Origin of the sequence: Micromonospora sp. KLBMP9576 (assembly GCF_050941805.1) — a bacterium.
GTDB lineage: Bacteria > Actinomycetota > Actinomycetes > Mycobacteriales > Micromonosporaceae > Micromonospora.
The window spans coordinates 1,451,703-1,468,296 of the sequence record NZ_CP194567.1; the positions used below are offsets into that span (position 1 = coordinate 1,451,703).

The window sequence follows — 16,594 nt, forward strand, 5'->3', positions numbered from 1 at the left end:
ACCCGCCCGCCCCCGACCGGCCGCCAACGGTGACGTGCCGGACCCCTGGAGTCGACCGTGAACCGTACCGACCTCGACGTGCTCGAAGAGATCCAGCAGCGGGTGCTCTGGCTCGCGACCCGGATCGTGGACTCGGCCAACCACGAGCGGGACACCGGCGACGGGGTGAAGGTGGGTGGGCACCAGGCGTCCAGCGCCTCGCTGGTCACCGCCATGACGGCGCTGTGGTTCGCGCACCTCGACGCGGAGGACCGGGTGGCCGTCAAGCCGCACGCGTCGCCGGTCTTCCACGCCATCCAGTACCTGCTGGGCAACCTCGACCGCTCCTACCTGACGAGGCTGCGGGCCCGGGGCGGGCTGCAGTCGTACCCGTCGCGTACCAAGGACCCGGACGAGGTGGACTTCTCCACCGGTTCGGTCGGGCTCGGCGCGGCGGCGCCGCTCTTCGCCGCCGCGACCCGCCGCTACGTCGACGCGCACTTCGGCGCCCGTCCCCACTCCCGGTTCGTCGCGTTGATCGGTGACGCCGAGTTGGACGAGGGGAACATCTGGGAGGCCGTCGCCGACCCGGCCACCACCGGCCTGGGCAACGTGATGTGGCTGGTGGACTTCAACCGGCAGTCGCTGGACCGGGTGGTGCCCGGGGTGCGGATCAACCAGTGGCGGGGCCAGTTCGAGGCCGCCGGCTGGCACGTGGTCGAGGTCAAGTACGGCCGCAAGCTCGCCGAGGCGTACGCGCGGCCGGGCGGCGAGGCGCTGCGCGACTGGATCGACGCGATGCCCAACGAGCAGTACCAGTCGCTGTTCGGACTCACCGGTGCGGCGCTGCGCGGGCAGTTCCTCGACGGCGCTCCGGCGGGCATCGAGGCGCTCATCGCCGACGTCGACGACGACGAGCTGGGGCCGCTCGTGACCGACCTGGGCGGGCACGACATGGCGGCGATGCTCGACGCGTACGCCCAGTGCGACGCCGTCACCGACCGGCCGAGCGTGATCTTCGCGTACACGGTGAAGGGGTGGGGGCTGCCGATCGCCGGCAACCCGCGTAACCATTCCGCGCTGCTCAGCTCCGAGCAGGTCGACGCGCTGCGCGCCGCGCAGGGCCTGACGCGGGAGACCGAGTGGGACCGCCTGGACCCGGCGTCCCCGGCCGGCATCCGGGCCGGCGAGCGCCGGGAGTCGCTGTCCCGTGCGCCCCGTGAGCGCGCGCTGGGTGTCACAGTTCCGGAGGGCACGCGGGTACGCGCCAACAAGCCGATCTCGACGCAGGAGGTCTTCGGCCGGGTGCTGGTCGAACTGGCCCGCAACCCCGAGGTGGGCCGCTACCTGGTGACCACCGCACCGGACGTGGCGACCTCCACCAACCTGGCCGGTTTCCTCAACAAGACAGGTGTCTTCGCGCCGACCGAGCAGCGTGCCTGGACCGAGGACCGGATGCTGCGGTGGACGGAGAGCCCCGCCGGCCAGCACATCGAGCTGGGCATCTCGGAAATGAACCTGTTCCTGCTGCTCGGCCAGCTCGGCCTGTCGTGGGACCTGTCGGCGCAGCCGCTGCTGCCGGTCGGCACGGTCTACGACCCGTTCGTGCTGCGCGGCCTGGACGCCTTCCTGTACGGCACCTACTCCGGCTCCCGGTTCGTGGTCGCCGGCACCCCGTCGGGCATCACCCTCGCCCCGGAGGGCGGCGCCCACCAGTCGACGATCACCGCCTCGGTGGGGCTGGAGCTGCCCGGGGTGACGTTCCTCGAACCCGCGTACGCGACCACCCTGGACTGGCTGCTCTGCGACGCGCTGGGTCAGATCGCGGGTGGGGCCGCCCCGTCGGCGACGGCCGCCCCCGCCGAGGACGGGGCGTACTACTTCCGGCTCAGCACCCGCCCGATCGACCAGGCGCCCTTCGAGGCGGCCCGGGCCCGGCTCGGCGACGCGGTGCTGCGCCGGCAGGCGGTCGCGGGGGCGTACCGACTGGTGGACGCCCACGAGGCGTACCCGCACCTGGTCGACGCCCCGGTGGTGCAGCTCGCCGTCTCCGGCGCGGTGCTGCCCGAGGTGCTCGCGGCGGCGGCGGAGCTGGCCGAGGAGGGCATCGCCGCGCACGTCGTCGACGTCACCTCGCTGGACCGGATCTACCGGGCCTGGCAGCGCACCCTGCGCCAGGGCGTACGCACGGCCACGGTGCCCAGCGTCCCGGGCGCGCTACGTTCGGCATTCGCCGACCGGGTGCCGGTGGTGACCGTGCACGACGCGGCCTCGCACGCCATGGCGTGGCTCGGTTCGGCGCTCGTCGCCCCGGCGGTCCCGCTGGGCGTGGACGAGTTCGGCCAGTCCGGCACCGTCCGCGACCTCTACGAACTGCACGACCTGCTCCCCGGCAGCATCGTCAACGCCGCCCTGGCGGCCCTGTCCCTGCGCTGACCGGCAGGACCCCACGCCCTGCCGCGCCGCCCAGCGTGGTGCGGCGTCGGGCCGCTCCGCGCGGTCGTGCGTCGGGTCGTGCGGCGTCGGGCCGCTCCGCGCGGTCGTGCGTCGGGTCGTGCGGCGCCGGCGCGACGCCGGGCCGGCCGACCAGCCGTCAGCGGAGGCGCCGCGCAACCGTCCGCCGACCCGCTGGCCGTCACGCTTTGTAATCTAGGTGTTGGTCGCATGCTGTGACAGAAAGTGACGTCCCTGCGTGGATCGCGGGGCGACCCCAGGCGGCCTTTGCTCTGCATCCACGGACGCACCAGTGCGCTGAGCAGGAATTTTGCCGCGCGAGCCCATCGGCCGGCGTCGGGGCATCGCTACGTTTAGTAGCTGGTGCGCCCGTGGATGCAGAGCAAAGCGTGTTGAGCAGGTGGCGGCAGAGGGCGCCGGACGATACAGGGAGTGACCATTCCCGGCTGGGGGTGCGGAGGCGGTGGCGCCGGCACCAACGCCGACGAGGGCGCGGCGATCAGGCGTCAGGACCGATCGGGCCCGGCGACCGGGTGCCAGGTTCGGCAGGCCGGCGGCCGGCCGGGCCACGGGTCGGCGGGCGGGCCGGCGGTCAGCGGGCCGGCGATCAGCGGGCCGGCGGTCAGCGGGTCGGCGGGCGGGTGAAGGGTCAGCGGGTCGGGGTGGGGGTGACCGGGGCGGGCACGCCGGCCTGCGGGTCCTCCACGACGTGGCGCTCCAGGTTTACCTGGGACTGGCCGGTGCCGCCGACGGTGATGTCGTCGTACGCCTGCAGCAGCTTGTCCGTGTCGAAGTAGAGCACGCTCATCGAGAGCGAGGTGGGCTTCTCACCCTCCAGGCCGCGTAGGCCGGCGCCGCCCGTGGACCCCTGCACCATGAGCTGGGTTGGCCGCTGACCGGGCACCTCCGGCAGCTTCGAGACCTGGCGGTCGTGGGTGTGCCCGGCCAGCACCAGCGGGCAGGTGCCCGACAGCGGGCCGGCGGAGGCCGGGTCGTGCACCAGGGCGAGGTCCACGGGGCGCGGCGAGCTGCGGACCGTGGCCGCGAGCTGGTCGCCGACGCCGATGAGCTCATCCGCGGTCTGCCGGGTGAGGCCGCTGCCGGCCGGCGAGGTGTTCTTGTCGGGCGTGAAGCGCGGGTCGCCGATGCCGGCGATGGTCAGCCCCGCGACCGTGGTGGTGGTGTTGCTCAGCACGATGGCGTTCGGCTGGCGGGCGACGGCCGCTGCGGTCCGCCCCGAGTCGTGGTTGCCCCGGATGTAGACGTACGGCTTCTTGAGCAGGCCGATCGACGCCACGTAGGAGGCCTCCGGTTCGGAGCCCCAGTCGGTGATGTCCCCGGTGTCGATCACCACGTCGATGTTGAACTGCTCGACGACGGTGCGGATGAGCTGCCAGCCGGTCGGGTTGAGGTGCATGTCGGAGACGTGCAGCACCCGCGTCGTGCCGGGCGCGGGCTCGTAGACCGGCAGCGACGACACCGTGGTGTAGAGCTGGCTGACGTTACCGACGAGGCGCTGGAGCTGCTCGGCGTACCGCGTGTAGTCGTTCGCGATCCGCCGGGCGTCACCGACGATCGCCGGGGCGTTGACCAGCAGCCCCTCGTAACGTGGTTCCTCGATCGCCTCCGGCCGGATCGTCGCGGCGGCGGTACCGAGGCTGCCGGCGGTGATCACCAACGCCAGCCCGCCGGCCCAGGCCGCGCGGCGGGTGTCGCGGAAGACCAGCAGGGCCAGCACCAGCGTGACCAGCACCGCCGAGGCGAGCGTCCGCAGGCCGAGCCGCAGCACGCCCTCGCGGACGTCGTCGACGGCCGACTGGCTCGCCCGGTTGATGCTGGCCGGATCGTCGAGCAGCGCCTCGGTGCGGCTCTGGTCCAGCGCGCCCAGCTCCACCGTCAGGTGGGTCGGCCCGTCGTGGCTGTCGAGCAGCAGCGCACCCAGCGGCGGGATGTCGACCGTGGTGCCGCCGCCCGCCGCCGGCATGACCGTGAGGTCCGCCTGGAAGGGGCCGATGTCGGTGCTCACCCGGCCGCCGGCGAACACACCGATCATGACGCCGGCCAGGGCGACGACGAGGACGGCCAGGGTCACCCCCGTCGCGCGCAGCGCACGCCGGCGGTTCCATCCGGCGGCACGCCGCCCGGGCGCCGGGCGCGGGGCGGGATCCCTCGCCGGGGCGGGATCCGTCGCCGGGGCGTCCTCGTCCCGGTTCGCGTGCTGCTCGTTCTCCTGGCCATCCATGATGAGATTCTGACCTGCCCACTGACGGATCTTGGGAAACCCGGGCGAGCCGGTACGTCAGCTCCGGCCGGCCCCGCCGCCGGCGAAGACCAGCCGCAGCAGACGGTCGTCCTCGGGCGCCGGGTCACCCCGACCGTCATGGTTGGAGGTGCTCACCCAGATCGAGCCGTCGGGCGCGGCGGCCACGGCCCGCAGCCGCCCGAACTGCCCGGCCAGCAGCTCGCGCGGCTGCCCGAGCGTCGTGCCGGTGTCGGTCAGCTCCACCAGCCAGAGCCGCTCCCCGCGCAGGCACGCGGTGACGAGCAGCCGCTCGGTGGCCGTGAGGCCGGAACAAGAGGCGTCCGAGGTCGGCCACTGGGCGATCGGGTTGACGAAGCGCTTGTCGTCGTCGCGCCCCTCGACCGTCGGCCACCCGTAGTTGCGTCCCTTGGTGATCTGGTTGATCTCGTCCCAGGTGTTCTGGCCGAACTCCACCGCGTACATCCGCTTGCCGGCGTCCCAGGCGATGCCCTGAACGTTGCGGTGTCCCACGGACCACACGGGGGAGTTCGGCAACGGGTTGCCGGGCGCCGGCCTGCCGTCCCTGGTGATCCGCAGGATCTTGCCGCCCAGGCGCTTGGCGTCCTGCGCCTGCGGCCGGTCGCCGGCGTCGCCGGTGCTCGCGTAGAGCAGGCCGTCGGGGCCGAAGGCGAGACCGCCGCCGTTGTGGATGCCGGCCTTGGGAATGCCGGTCAGGATCGGGGTGGGCGTGCCGCCCAGCTCCAGCCGGACGATCCGGTTGTCCCGCTCGGTGGTGTAGTAGACGAAGACCGTCTTGTCCCGTTGGTAGTCGGGCGAGACGGCGATGCCCATCAGCCCGCCCTCGCCGGAGGCCGCCACGTCCCCGATGGTCTGCACCGGGGTGATCTTCAGCCCGTCGGGCCCCGACTCGGGGCCGACCCGCAGGATGCGCCCGCTGTCGCGCTCGGTGACCAGCGCCGCGCCGTCGGGCAGGAAGGCGATCGCCCACGGCACCCGCAGGCCCTTCGCCAGCACCGTGGTCACGACCTCCTGGCCGGCGCCGCCGGGGCTCGCCGTCGCCGACGGGGTCGGAAAGGTGGGTGGCTCGCCGGCCGGGTCGGGCTCCGGCTCACCGAGGCTGCAACCGGCGGTCGCCAGCAGCAGCGCCGCGCACGAGGCCGCCAGGGCCGTCCGCAGACGGCGGGCGCGAGAGTACGGGGGACGGGCGCTCACCGACCCAGGGTAGCCCCCGGGGCGGCGGGACGGAGCCGACGACCGCCCGAGCCGTGCCCGGGCTCAGGTCGCCCGCACGGCGAGCAGCGCGACGTCGTCCTCCCGATGGTGCGCGGTGGTGAGCAGCAGGTCGCAGAACTCGTCCAGCGGCAGCCGGTGGGTGCCGTCGAGCCGGGCGACCAGCTCGGCCATCCCCTCGTCGATGGACCGGTCCCGCCGTTCGATGAGGCCGTCGGTGTAGAGCAGCAGGGTGTCGCCGGTGGCCAGGTGGGTGTGCCGGCTGCTGCGGCGCACCGCCCGGTTGAGCCCGAGCAGCGGCTCCGGCATGCCGGCGAGCACCTGCACCGCCCCGCCGGCACGGACCACGAGCGGCGGGGGGTGCCCCGCGTTGCACCAGCTCACCCGCTGCCCGCCGGCGTCGTCGGCGCTCAGCCGCACCAGGGTCGCCGTGGCCGCGGCCGGGATGCGCAGCCCGCGGATCGTCTCGTCGAGGCGGATCATCAACTCGTCGACCGCGTCGGGCCGCCCGTACGCGTTTCCCCGGACGAGGTTGCGCAACTGCCCCATGGTGGCGGCGGCCTCGATGTCGTGCCCGGCAACGTCGCCGATGGCGGCGATCAGGTCGCCGCCGGGCTGGTGGAAGGCGTCGTACCAGTCGCCGCCGACCTCGACCCGGTCCGCCGCCGGCTGGTAGCGGGCCGCCAACTCCAGGTCGTCGGTCACCGGCAGGTCCGGCAGCATGCTGTCCTGCAGCACGTGCGCCACGTGCCGCTGTTCGCCGTACATCCGGCTGTTGCCGATCGCCTGCCCGGCCCGGCGGCCGACGTCCACGGCGACGAGCAGGTCGCTGTCGTCGAACCGGTGCCGCCGGGGGCCGTTGACCAGGGTGATGCAGCCGAGCACCCGCCCGCCGTCGGTGATCGGCACGCTGAGGTGCGACGAGAAGCCCAGGCGGGCGGCGATCTCCGGCAGATCCGTACCGATCGTGCCCCGCCGCACGTCGGCGAGGGTGGCGTCGCTGCGCAGCACGGGCCGCCCGGTGCGCAGCACCGTCCGGGTGATCGAGTCGGCGTTCAGCCCCGTGCGCATCAGCTCGGCGAAGCGGGCGACATCCGGGGCCCGGGTCGGGTCGCGGTGCGCGGCGGTCACGTCGCGGGGCGCCCCGTCGGGCCCGACCAGGGTGATCAGGGACCAGTCGGCCAGCAGCGGCACCATCGTGTCGCCCAGATGGCGCAGCGCCGTGGTCACGTCGAGCGTCCCGGCCAGGATCCCCGCCAACCCGGCGAGCAGTTCCAGCCGGCCGTTGGCCTCCTCGGCTCGCCGCCGCGCCTGCTCGGCGCCTTGCAGGGCGATGCGCAACCGCAGCTCGGAGGAGCAGGCGGCGGCCAGGTCGGCGAGGGTCCGCAGCTGCTCCGCACTCCAGTCGCGGGGCTTGTTGTCGATGGCGCAGAGCGACCCGAGGACGCGGCCCTCCAGGTCGGTCAGCGGCATCCCGGCGTACGCGACCACGCCCAGGTCGGGCACGGCGAGGTTGCGCTGGACGGCAGGGCGCAGCCGCGCGTCCGTCAACACCATCGGGGTGCCGAGATCGACGACGTGCTGGCAGAACGAATGGCTCAGCGGGGTCTGCCGCCGGGCGGCCCACGGCTGCGCCAGGCCCACCTCGCCGGGGAAGAACTGGCGTTCGGCGTCGACCAGCGAGACCAGGGCGACCGGCACGTCGAGCAGGTCGGCTACCAGCCGGGCGAACCGGTCGAACGCCTCGTCGGGGACGGCCGTCAGCTGGGTTTCGGCGAGGGAGCGCAGCCGATCGGGGTCGTGCAGGGCGTGGTTCGGGCCGGCCCGCTCCGGGGCGTGCTCGCGGGAGCCGTCGGTCATTGACCACCTGTCTGTGCCGGAAGGAGGCCGACCGGCACTCCGGTTCTCTCTTATACCCTGTCCCGGCCCGCTTCGGCTCGGTCGCCGGGGCGTCGCCCTGATCACGGCACCCCCGTCGGTGGGCGTCCACCCGTTCGGGTGCCGGCCGCCGCCCCGCCCGGGTGGCGGCCCGGCGCAGGGCCTATCGTCGGCGGGCGTGAAGGTATGGATCCCGCACCCGGCCGGTCGTGCGCTCCTCGGGGAGCTGCCCCCGGGCGTCACCGTCGAGGTGGTCGAGGACGTCACCCGGCTCCCCGGCGACACGGCCGACGTCCGGTTCTGGGTGCCCCCCTTCCTGGCGGGCGGCGACGCCACCGCGCTGCTGCGTGAGCTGCCCGACCTGGCGGTGGTGCAGCTGCTCTCCGCCGGGGCGGACGCGTGGGCCGGCCGGGTCCCGGCGGGGGTGACGCTCTGCGACGCCAGGGGCGTGCACGACCGGGCCACCGCCGAGTGGGTGGTCACGGCGGTCCTGTCCCAGTTGCGGGCCTTCCCCGCCCTCGCCCGCGCGCAGGCCCGGCGCGACTGGGCGTACGCCGAGGTGGCCCCCACCGACGAGCTGACCGGCAAGCGGGTGCTGATCGTCGGGGCGGGCGCCATCGGCACGGCGGTACGCGACCGGCTCGCGCCGTTCGAGGTGAGCTTCACCCTGGTGGCCCGCACCGCCCGCCCGGAGCAGGGCGTGCACGGCGTCGAGGAGCTGCCGGGGCTGCTGCCCGAGGCCGACGTGGTGGTGCTGCTGGTGCCGCTGACCGAGCGCACCCGGGGACTGGTCGACGCGACGTTCCTCGCCGCGATGCGCGACGGCGCGTTGCTTGTCAACGCCGCCCGGGGGCCGGTGGCCCGGACGGAGGCGCTGGTCGCGGAGCTGCGTACCGGGCGCATCTCGGCCGCGTTGGACGTCACCGATCCGGAGCCGTTGCCGGCCGACCATGAGCTGTGGGCGATGCCGAACGTCCTGCTGACGCCGCACGTCGCCGGGTCGGTGCGTGGTCTGCTGCCGCGCGCGTACCGGCTGGTGGCCGAGCAGGTCCGGCGGTTCGCTGCCGGCCAGCCGGTGATCAACCGGGTGGTGGACGGCTACTGAGCGGTGCCGTCCCCGGTGCCGCTCAGTCGGCCGCGCCGGGCGGCGTCTGCCCGGTGACCGAGACCAGCCGGGGCAGGTCGGTGCCGCGTACGGCGGGCAGCGCGACCTGCTCGCCGTCGTCGAGGCGGGCGACCGCCCGCCCGCGCGGGTCGGGGGCCAGCTCGACGACCCGGTCCCAGCCGATGCGGCGCTGTCCGAGCAGCGCCCGCACGCGCAGCTCGTGGGCGTCCACGTCGGTGCCGGCCCGCCACGCCCAGAGCATGACGGCGAGGGGGACGAGCAGCACCGGCAGCAGGTACCACCGGGCGCCGGCCACTGGCAGGGCGCCGAAGAAAGCGACGATCGCGGCGGCCAGGATCGCCTGGTGGTGCCGGAAATGGACGGTGTCGGGGCTGCTCACCCCCCGATGATCCCACCCTGGCCGGTCCCCGTACGCGTCGGGCGGCCGGGGTCGTGGTCGGCGCTGATGGTGACCGGGGTCACTGTCGGCTCGCCGTCACCGTCGTCGGGCCCGCTCGTTGGCGGGGGATGGGGGGCGGACTCACCCCGGTCCGGCGCCCCGCACCGTCGCACCGCCCGTGCCCCCTCACGAAGGCGACCGCCCGTGCCCCTCGCCTATCCGCAACGCGCGTCCCGGCCGCGTTCCGCCGTGTCGGACACCCTCGTGCTCATCGTCGTCGCGCTGCTCCTGCTCACCGGCGCGGCGGGCCGCGTGCCGACCCTGGCCGTGGTGGCGCTGGCCGGCGCCGCCGCCTGCGCCCTGGCGGGCACCCGGCTCTCCCGGCTCACCGCCGCCCCGCCGCCGGCCGGCGCCGGCGAGTGGGACCCGACCCGGTCCCCGCAGGCCCGGCGGGCTGCGGTGTCGCCGCGCCGGGCCGCGCTGCTCGACGCCGCGGTGGCGACGGCGGGGCTGACGGCCGCCGTGCTTCCGCTGGCCGGTCCGGGCCAGCGTTTCGCAGTCGTCGCGGCGGGGTCGGCCGTCGTCGCCGCGCTCTTCGTCGCGGGTCTGCCCCCGCTGGCGCCGAGGTCCCGTCCGGCCGTCCGGGTGCGGCTGCGCGGGGCCCTCGACGCGATGGCCGCCGGCCTGGTGCTGGTCCTCGCCGGCTGGCTGCTGCTGCCGCGCGACCGCCTCGACCCGCCGGTGCGGCTGGCGGTGGCCGTGGCCCTGGGCGGGCTCGCCTTGGCCGTGCTCACCGTGCTGACGGGGCCGCACCGGCGTGGCGGGGCGGCCCGCTGCCGGGTCGGGGCGACGCTCACCCTGTCGGGGCTGGTGCTGCTGGCCGTGCTGCCGGCCGGCGCGGCGCCGGACCGGGCGACGCTGCTGGCCGTACCGCCGCTGGTGGGCGGGGTGCTGTTGACGGCGGCGGGGGCGCGGCGGGCGGCCCGGTCGGAGCCGCCCGTCCTGCCGGTCCTGGCGTGGCCCCGGGCGGTGGTCCCGGCCGTCGCGGCCGTGGCGGCCGGCGGCTGGCTCCTGCGCGGGGGCGAGCAGCCGGACGTCGTGGCGGTCCTGCTGGGGCTGGCGCTGGCCCCGCCGCTGGTGCTGCGCGAACTGCTGCCCCCGGCGGCCCCGGCCCGCCCGGACGCCCCGCCGGCGCACCCCGACGCCCCGGCGCATCCCGACGCGCCGACACACCCCGACGCGTCGACGTCGCGCCCCGACGCCCCGGCGGCCCGGCACCGCTCGGCGGCCCCGGACCGGTGCGGGCCGCCGGTGGACCGGCCGGCGCTGCTGCGGGTCCTCGCGGCCCGCCGGGACGCCCCGGCCCCCGCCGGCGCGCTGCTCGTCGTCGACCTGCACGACCCCGGCGGCGCCGCCGACGGGCACCGGCTCCCCGAGGACGTGCTGGCCGAGGCGGTCCGCCGGGCCCGCGCCGTCGTCGGCCCCCGGGACCTGCTCGCCGACGCCACCGTCGCCGGTTTCGGCGTGGTCACCGAGGTCGGTCCGGTGCTGGCGTACGCGCTGGGCGGCCGGCTGCTCGCGACGCTCACCGAGCCGTACCGGGTGCCGGGCGGGGTGCTGCGGCTGCGGGTCGGCGTCGGCCTGGCCGAGATCGGCGGCGGCCCCGAGGACGTGCTACGCCAGGCGGACCTGGCCCGGCGCCGCGCCGTGCAGCTCGGCCGGGACCGGGTCGAGTGGTACGACGCCTACCTGGAGGAGCAGCTCGTCCGCCGGCTCGACCTGGAACGGGAGCTGCCCGGGGCGGTCGCCCGGGGGGAACTGGACCTGGTCTACCAGCCGGTGCTCGACCTGGCCGACGGGCAGCCGGTCGGCACGGAGGCGCTGCTGCGATGGCGCAGCCCGACGCTCGGCACGGTGCTTCCCAGCGAGTTCCTGCCGGTGGCCGAGGACCTCGACCTCGTGGGGGAGTTCGGCTGCTGGGTGCTGGACCGGGCCTGCCGGCAGCTCGCCGCCTGGTCGGCGGGGAGCCGGCAGCTCTGGATGGCGGTGAACGTGACCGTACGGGAGCTGGCCGCGCCGGACTTCGTGACCCGGACGGCGGCGGTGCTGGGCGCGTACGGGCTGTCGCCGGATCGCCTGGTGGTCGAGGTGGCGGAACCCCGGGTGAGCGGCGAACTGCCGATGGTGGTGGCCCGGCTGGCGGGGCTGCGCTCGCTGGGCGTGCGCACGGCGCTGGACGACTTCCGGGCCGAGCACGCCTCGCTGGCCCAGCTCCGCCGGCTGCCGATCGACCTGCTCAAGGTCAGCCCGCAGCTTCTGGACCCGGCCCCTGCGCAGCGCCCGCTGATCGACGTGGTGGTGAATGTGGGGGACCGGCTGGGGCTGGACATCGTGGCCGAGGAACTGGAGTCGGTCGGCCTGGTGGAGGGCGCACGCCGGGCCGGCTGCCGGTACGGGCAGGGCTTCGCGCTGGCCCGGCCGGCCACCGCCGAGCGGGTCGAGGCGTACTTCGAGGAGTTCCCGTCGACCTCGCGTTGACCGGGGGCGGGCGTCGCCCCGCCCGGTTGACCCTGACACCGCGTCAGGGCCGAACGTCGCCGACCCCGCGGCGGCCCGGCCTGACGCGCCGGCCGGGCCGTCCCGGGGCCGCACGGGCGCGTACGGGGGCAGCGGTTCAGCCGGCGCGCGGCGGGGCCGTGCTGCCCCGGGGAGTCAGGTGGGCCGTCTCGTCCTGGATCCGGCCGGCCGGCGCGCCGCCGATCACGGCGAGCAGTTGCCGGGCGGCGTGCGCCCCGTACGCCGGGATGTCCCGGCCGAGCGCGGTCAGCGGCGGGTGCACCAGTTGGCAGAGCGGCGAGTCGTCCCAGGCCACGATGGACAGGTCGGTCGGCACGGCGAGGCCCATCTCCTGCGCCACCGACAGCCCCGCTATCGCCATCACGTCGTTGTCGTAGATCACCGCCGTGGGGCGCGCGTCGCCCGCCGCGCTGAGCAGCCGGCGGGTGGCGCGTGCCCCCTCGTCGCCGGTGTAGTCCGAGGCGACGGTGACCGCGTCGGCCAGGCCGAGCCGCCGGCAGGCCCGGGCGAACGCCTCGGTGCGGATCTCGGTGTGCAGCAGGGCGGGCAGCCCGCCGACGCGGGCGATCCGGCGGTGGCCGAGGGCGGCCAGGTACTCGACGGTCTCCACAAGTGCCGCCGCGTCGTCGGACCAGACGCTGGCGAGCCCGCCGGTGCCGGCCGGCCCGCCGATCACGACCGCGGGCAGACCCAGTGCCTCCAGGGCCGGCACCCGCTGGTCGTCGGCGCGCAGGTCGCACACGAGGACCCCGTCGACCCGGCGCTCGCCCCACCACCGCCGGTAGACGGCCACCTCCGCCTCCTGGTCGGCCACCACCTGGAGGGTGAGCGCGTACGAGCGGGCGGAGAGTTCGGCCTCGACGCCGCTGATCAGTTCCATGAAGAACGGCTCGATGCCGAGCGTGCGGGCCGGGCGGCACAGGGCGAGGCCGACCGCGTCGGCGGTGGCCCCGGAGAGGGAGCGGGCGGCGCGGCTGGGGTTGAAGCCGATCTCGGCGGCGATGGCGAGGATCCGCTGCCGGGTGGCGGCGGAGACGCCGGGTTGGCCGTTGAGCGCGTACGACACCGCCCCCTTGGAGACGCCGGCGCGGCGGGCGACATCGGCGATCGTGGGCCGCTTCACCGGCGTTTCCTCCACTCTCCCCGCCGGGGCGGGGTCGCCGGGGTCGGGCGACCGGCGGCGCACCACGCTACTGCACGGCGGGCCGCGGCCCGGCCCGACCGCCAGGTCGCTGACCGGGACGTGAGCTTTTCCGGTTAAGGATCTCAGGCGCGACCCGGATACCCTTCGACCGTGCCGTCGGAGCGGACCTGCGAAACCGTTCCACCACTCGTGATTGCGCTCCCACGGCGCCGGTCGTCGCCGCCGGATCGCCGGCGCGGACCGCCCGTCGACACTGCCGAAGCCGACCGTACGGTGGCGTCACTTATCCGGTTCAGTCGGCCGGCGGCCCGGGCCGGTGCTGGGGCGGAGACCTTGGCGGGCGCCCCGTAGGGGCCATCCCGTGCCAAGATCTCCGTCGTCGTGCCGACGGCGCGACCTCATTCGACCGTCGATGTCCGGTACGGCCGCGGTCACCCGGCTGGATCTCCGCCGCGCGCCCCCGACGGTGGGTGACCCGATCCGTGGGCGATGATCTACCCGATCCGGCAGCCGTTCCGACGTGCGGACGACGTCACCCGCAGCCGCACCACCCCGGGGGGGCACCATGATCGCTGAGCACATCCGTGACGCGTCGGCCACTGCTGTGGTCTTCGGCTTCTTCGCCTCCAGCTGGTTCGGCTGGGCTCAGGACGCGCCGCCCCGCAGGTGGCGGCCGGTCCTCGGCATCGGATCGGTGCTCTCGCTGCTCACCGCGGTCGCCGGGGGCATCCTCACCTGGCGGCGCTGGGCCGAGCCGACGGCGTTCGACGCCGACACCAGCCGCGCCTTCGGCATCGTCGTGGGCATCGAGTTCGGCGTCGCGGCGCTCGGCGCGGGGCTGCTCGCCCTGCGGCATCGGCGGGACCTGATCCCGGTCTGGGTCGCCCTCGTGGTGGGTGTGCACCTGTTTCCGGTCGCGGTGCTACTGGAGTACCCGCTGATCCACGTGGTCGCCGCCCTGGTGACGGTGGTGGCGTTGGCGGCCGTCCCGGTGGCGCGGGCCCGCGCCGTCGCGGTGAGCGCGGTGGTCGGCCTCGGTGCCGGTGTGGTGCTGCTCGTCGCCGCGGTGTCGTCGCTTGTCATCGCCCTGCTTGCTCACTAGACGCCACTCGCAAGCGGCCTCCCGGTTCTGCCGCGCGTGATGACCTTGTGGGTGCCCCTCCGCGATTTGAATCCGAGCACCTGTGCGGCCTGATGCGGGTTGAGCACGCGCCGGATGCCCGGCTTGACGGTGAGGCCGGGTAGCAGGGGCCTCACCGTGTCGCTAAAGTGACCTTCGGTTAAGCGGACCGACGGGCTTCCCCAGGGATATGCCCCCACCGCACGAGATTCTCGTGTCTTGGGGCCTGCCGGTGCCGGCGTACCAAACCACGCCCGGCCGGATCTTGGAGTTGGCCGGGGCGGGGCGACTGGTCGATGAAGTTTCCGCACATCTGGTCGCCGCCGGCTACTCGGTGCAGGATCCCGAGCGGGAGTCGTGGCGCAGGAGCCTGCCTGCCCTCGCCCGCCATCTCTGCGACCTGGGGTTCGGCGATCTCGACGCGCTGGTGGAGTACCAGCTTCCCCGCAGCAGTCACCGGATCGATGTCATCCTGGCGGGTGCCGAACCGGTCACCCTGCGCCCGACGTATCTGGTGCTTGAGCTGAAGCAGTGGAGTGCCGCGGAGCGGTACGACGACGCGGGCTACCTGCTGCGAGCGCCGTGGACGTCGAAGCCACTCCTACACCCGTCGGTGCAGGTCGATGCCTACTGCTCCTACCTCGTGGACCACCTCGAGCGGCTGCGGGAGTGGCCAGAGTCGGTACACGGCATGGCGTACCTGCACGACGCCACTGTCGACAGTCTCCCCGACCGGCCGTTGCCCCGGACCTATCGCAACATGCTCTACACGCCGGATCGTGCCGGACGTATTCCCGATTACCTGGCCGCGAGGTTCGTCAGGACCCGGGACGGGCGTGCCGCACAACGGCTGTTGACCAGCCCGGTGCGGCAGAGTACGCGTCTGCTGGCCACGGGGGCGGACGAGGTGGGCAACCGGGGGCACTTCGTGCTGCTGAACGAACAGCGTGAGGCGTATGAGCTGGTAATGCGGGCGATCCGGTGGGCCGACGCGGGTCGGCGTAAGCGGGTCGTGGTGGTGTCCGGCGGACCTGGCACCGGCAAGAGCGCCATTGCGCTCGAGCTCTTCGCCGATCTGCTGCGGGAGGGCCGACAGGTCAGCCACGCCACCGGTTCCAAGGCATTCACCCGAACCCTGCAGCTCTACGCCCGCCAACGGCCACTGCACCCGTCGCGACGGAGTGATCGGTTTTTCAAGTACTTCATGAACTTCACCGACACCCGGAAGAACGGCCTCGACGTGCTGCTCTGCGACGAGTCACACCGCATCCGGGAGCACACGACGCTCGGCAGGCGGGTGGCTCCCCGGCCGCAGGTGCAGGAGCTGATCGACGCGGCGAAGGTGCCGGTCTTCCTCCTCGACGACCATCAGATCGTGCGATCGGACGAGGTGGGCAGCGTCGCCGCGATCAGGGAAGCGGCAGAGCGCCTGGATCTGGAGGTGGACCTGGTCACTCTGGGCGCCCAGTTCCGGTGCGGTGGGAGCCCACGCTACGAGCGGTGGGTGCGCTGTCTGCTGGGTCTGGAGGACGCGGTTCCCTATCGGTGGACCGGGGACGAGAATTTCCGGTTGGGCCTGGCCAGTTCTCCCGAGGAGATGGAGTCGATCCTTCGGGTGCGTCACGACCGGGGTGAGACAGCCAGGATCACTGCGGCTTCTGTTGGCCTTGGACGCTGCAGTCTCGGGGTGGGCGGCTGGCACTCGACGTTCGCATCGACGGCTGGGCGCGCCCGTGGAACGCCTTCGAGGAACATCCGCCGAACGGCATTCCGTCGAGTTCCTACTGGGCGACGGATCCTGGCGGCTTCCACCAGATCGGCTGCGTCTACACCGCGCAGGGCTTCGAGTACCACTGGTCGGGAGTGATTCTGGGCCCGGACCTGGTGGTGCGCGGTAATCGGTTCGTCACCCGACCGGGAGACTCCGGGATCCCAAGCTGGTCTCCCGGGACGGCCGAGTGAAGGCGAAGAACGCCGACAGGTTGGTCCGCAACGCGTACAAGGTGCTGCTCACGCGGGGGCTGCACGGCACTCTTCTCTACTCGGTCGATCCGGAGACGCAGGCGTCCCTGTCCCGGCTGATTCCTGCCCCACGTCGTCGTGGGTCGGTGGTGGCGCCGGGTGTGCAGCGGGTGGGCGACGAGCGGGTCAGCCGGGAGCCGGCTGGGCCGACGGCCTCAGGAACGTCCATGGTGGATCGGCCATCCACCGCGGAACCTGTCATCCGGGAGAGACTGTCGGATTCCCGACCGAATCACTGATCGAATCACGTGGACGGCCTGAATCGGCAGGTGAGGTGCCGAATCGGAACGGCCAATGCCGGTTCTCGTCATCCGGGCCGCTTGTCATGACCTCCGGACTATGGGCAGAAATGGGAGCGGACGGTACCGTCCACCGGACTGTAGGGCGGTCGGCTATAACGGGAGTGGCGCTAATGATTGCGC

The 16,594-nt window shown here is 74.1% G+C and carries 10 protein-coding genes and 1 pseudogene; 6 read left to right on the forward strand and 5 right to left on the reverse strand.

Annotated features, from left to right (window positions below; all coding sequences use genetic code 11):
- Window positions 1-57 precede the first annotated feature (57 nt).
- Window positions 58-2,415 (forward strand): transketolase-like TK C-terminal-containing protein, encoded by a 2,358-nt coding sequence (locus ACQ452_RS06585; protein WP_433391018.1) that lies wholly within the window; start codon window positions 58-60, stop codon window positions 2,413-2,415.
- Window positions 2,416-3,082: 667 nt separating this feature from the next.
- Here ACQ452_RS06585 and ACQ452_RS06590 read toward each other — a convergent pair.
- From ACQ452_RS06590 to ACQ452_RS06600, 3 genes are all read right to left on the reverse strand, one after another.
- Window positions 3,083-4,675 carry a metallophosphoesterase gene (locus ACQ452_RS06590; RefSeq protein ID WP_433391021.1) on the reverse strand — a complete coding sequence of 531 codons (1,593 nt, stop codon included), beginning with the start codon at window positions 4,673-4,675 and terminating at the stop codon, window positions 3,083-3,085.
- A gap of 57 nt (window positions 4,676-4,732) precedes the next feature.
- Window positions 4,733-5,908: a PQQ-dependent sugar dehydrogenase gene (locus ACQ452_RS06595; RefSeq protein WP_433391024.1), complete on the reverse strand. Its 1,176-nt coding sequence runs from the start codon at window positions 5,906-5,908 to the stop codon at window positions 4,733-4,735.
- 63 nt (window positions 5,909-5,971) lie between these two features.
- Entirely contained in the window at window positions 5,972-7,786 is a 1,815-nt protein-coding gene (locus ACQ452_RS06600) for a SpoIIE family protein phosphatase (RefSeq protein WP_433391027.1), read from the reverse strand.
- A gap of 196 nt (window positions 7,787-7,982) precedes the next feature.
- Here ACQ452_RS06600 and ACQ452_RS06605 point away from each other — a divergent pair, with 196 nt between their 5' ends.
- Window positions 7,983-8,909: a 2-hydroxyacid dehydrogenase gene (locus ACQ452_RS06605; protein WP_433391029.1), complete on the forward strand. Its 927-nt coding sequence runs from the start codon at window positions 7,983-7,985 to the stop codon at window positions 8,907-8,909.
- Window positions 8,910-8,931: 22 nt separating this feature from the next.
- On the opposite strand, the gene ACQ452_RS06610 is transcribed toward ACQ452_RS06605, so the two are convergent.
- On the reverse strand, window positions 8,932-9,309 hold the full coding sequence (locus tag ACQ452_RS06610) for a PH domain-containing protein (RefSeq protein WP_433391032.1): 378 nt from the start codon (window positions 9,307-9,309) through the stop codon (window positions 8,932-8,934).
- Window positions 9,310-9,558: 249 nt separating this feature from the next.
- Between ACQ452_RS06610 and ACQ452_RS06615 the strand changes: the two genes are divergently transcribed.
- Window positions 9,559-11,847: an EAL domain-containing protein gene (locus tag ACQ452_RS06615; RefSeq protein ID WP_433391035.1), complete on the forward strand. Its 2,289-nt coding sequence runs from the start codon at window positions 9,559-9,561 to the stop codon at window positions 11,845-11,847.
- A 136-nt stretch (window positions 11,848-11,983) separates the two neighbouring features.
- Here the strand turns inward: ACQ452_RS06615 and ACQ452_RS06620 are convergent, their stop codons facing one another.
- Window positions 11,984-13,009, reverse strand: coding sequence for a LacI family DNA-binding transcriptional regulator (locus ACQ452_RS06620; protein WP_433391038.1), 1,026 nt, complete (start codon window positions 13,007-13,009; stop codon window positions 11,984-11,986).
- Between the two features lie 586 nt (window positions 13,010-13,595).
- Here ACQ452_RS06620 and ACQ452_RS06625 point away from each other — a divergent pair.
- From ACQ452_RS06625 to ACQ452_RS06635, 3 genes and pseudogenes are all read left to right on the forward strand, one after another.
- On the forward strand, window positions 13,596-14,132 hold the full coding sequence (locus ACQ452_RS06625) for a hypothetical protein (protein ID WP_433391040.1): 537 nt from the start codon (window positions 13,596-13,598) through the stop codon (window positions 14,130-14,132).
- A gap of 985 nt (window positions 14,133-15,117) precedes the next feature.
- A pseudogene (locus ACQ452_RS06630) lies at window positions 15,118-16,112 on the forward strand (DNA/RNA helicase domain-containing protein).
- Entirely contained in the window at window positions 16,109-16,411 is a 303-nt protein-coding gene (locus ACQ452_RS06635) for a DNA/RNA helicase domain-containing protein (protein WP_433391042.1), read from the forward strand. The pseudogene ACQ452_RS06630 and the gene ACQ452_RS06635 overlap by 4 nt, the downstream one beginning before the upstream one ends.
- Window positions 16,412-16,594 lie beyond the last annotated feature (183 nt).

Bases quoted from the DNA above. Each gene is read 5' to 3' on its own strand.
- ACQ452_RS06590 (WP_433391021.1), bottom strand. From the start codon at position 4,675: ATGGATGGCCAGGAGAACGAGCAGCACGCGAACCGGGACGAGGACGCC.
- ACQ452_RS06600 (WP_433391027.1), bottom strand. From the start codon at position 7,786: ATGACCGACGGCTCCCGCGAGCACGCCCCGGAGCGGGCCGGCCCGAAC.
- ACQ452_RS06625 (WP_433391040.1), top strand. From the start codon at position 13,596: ATGATCGCTGAGCACATCCGTGACGCGTCGGCCACTGCTGTGGTCTTC.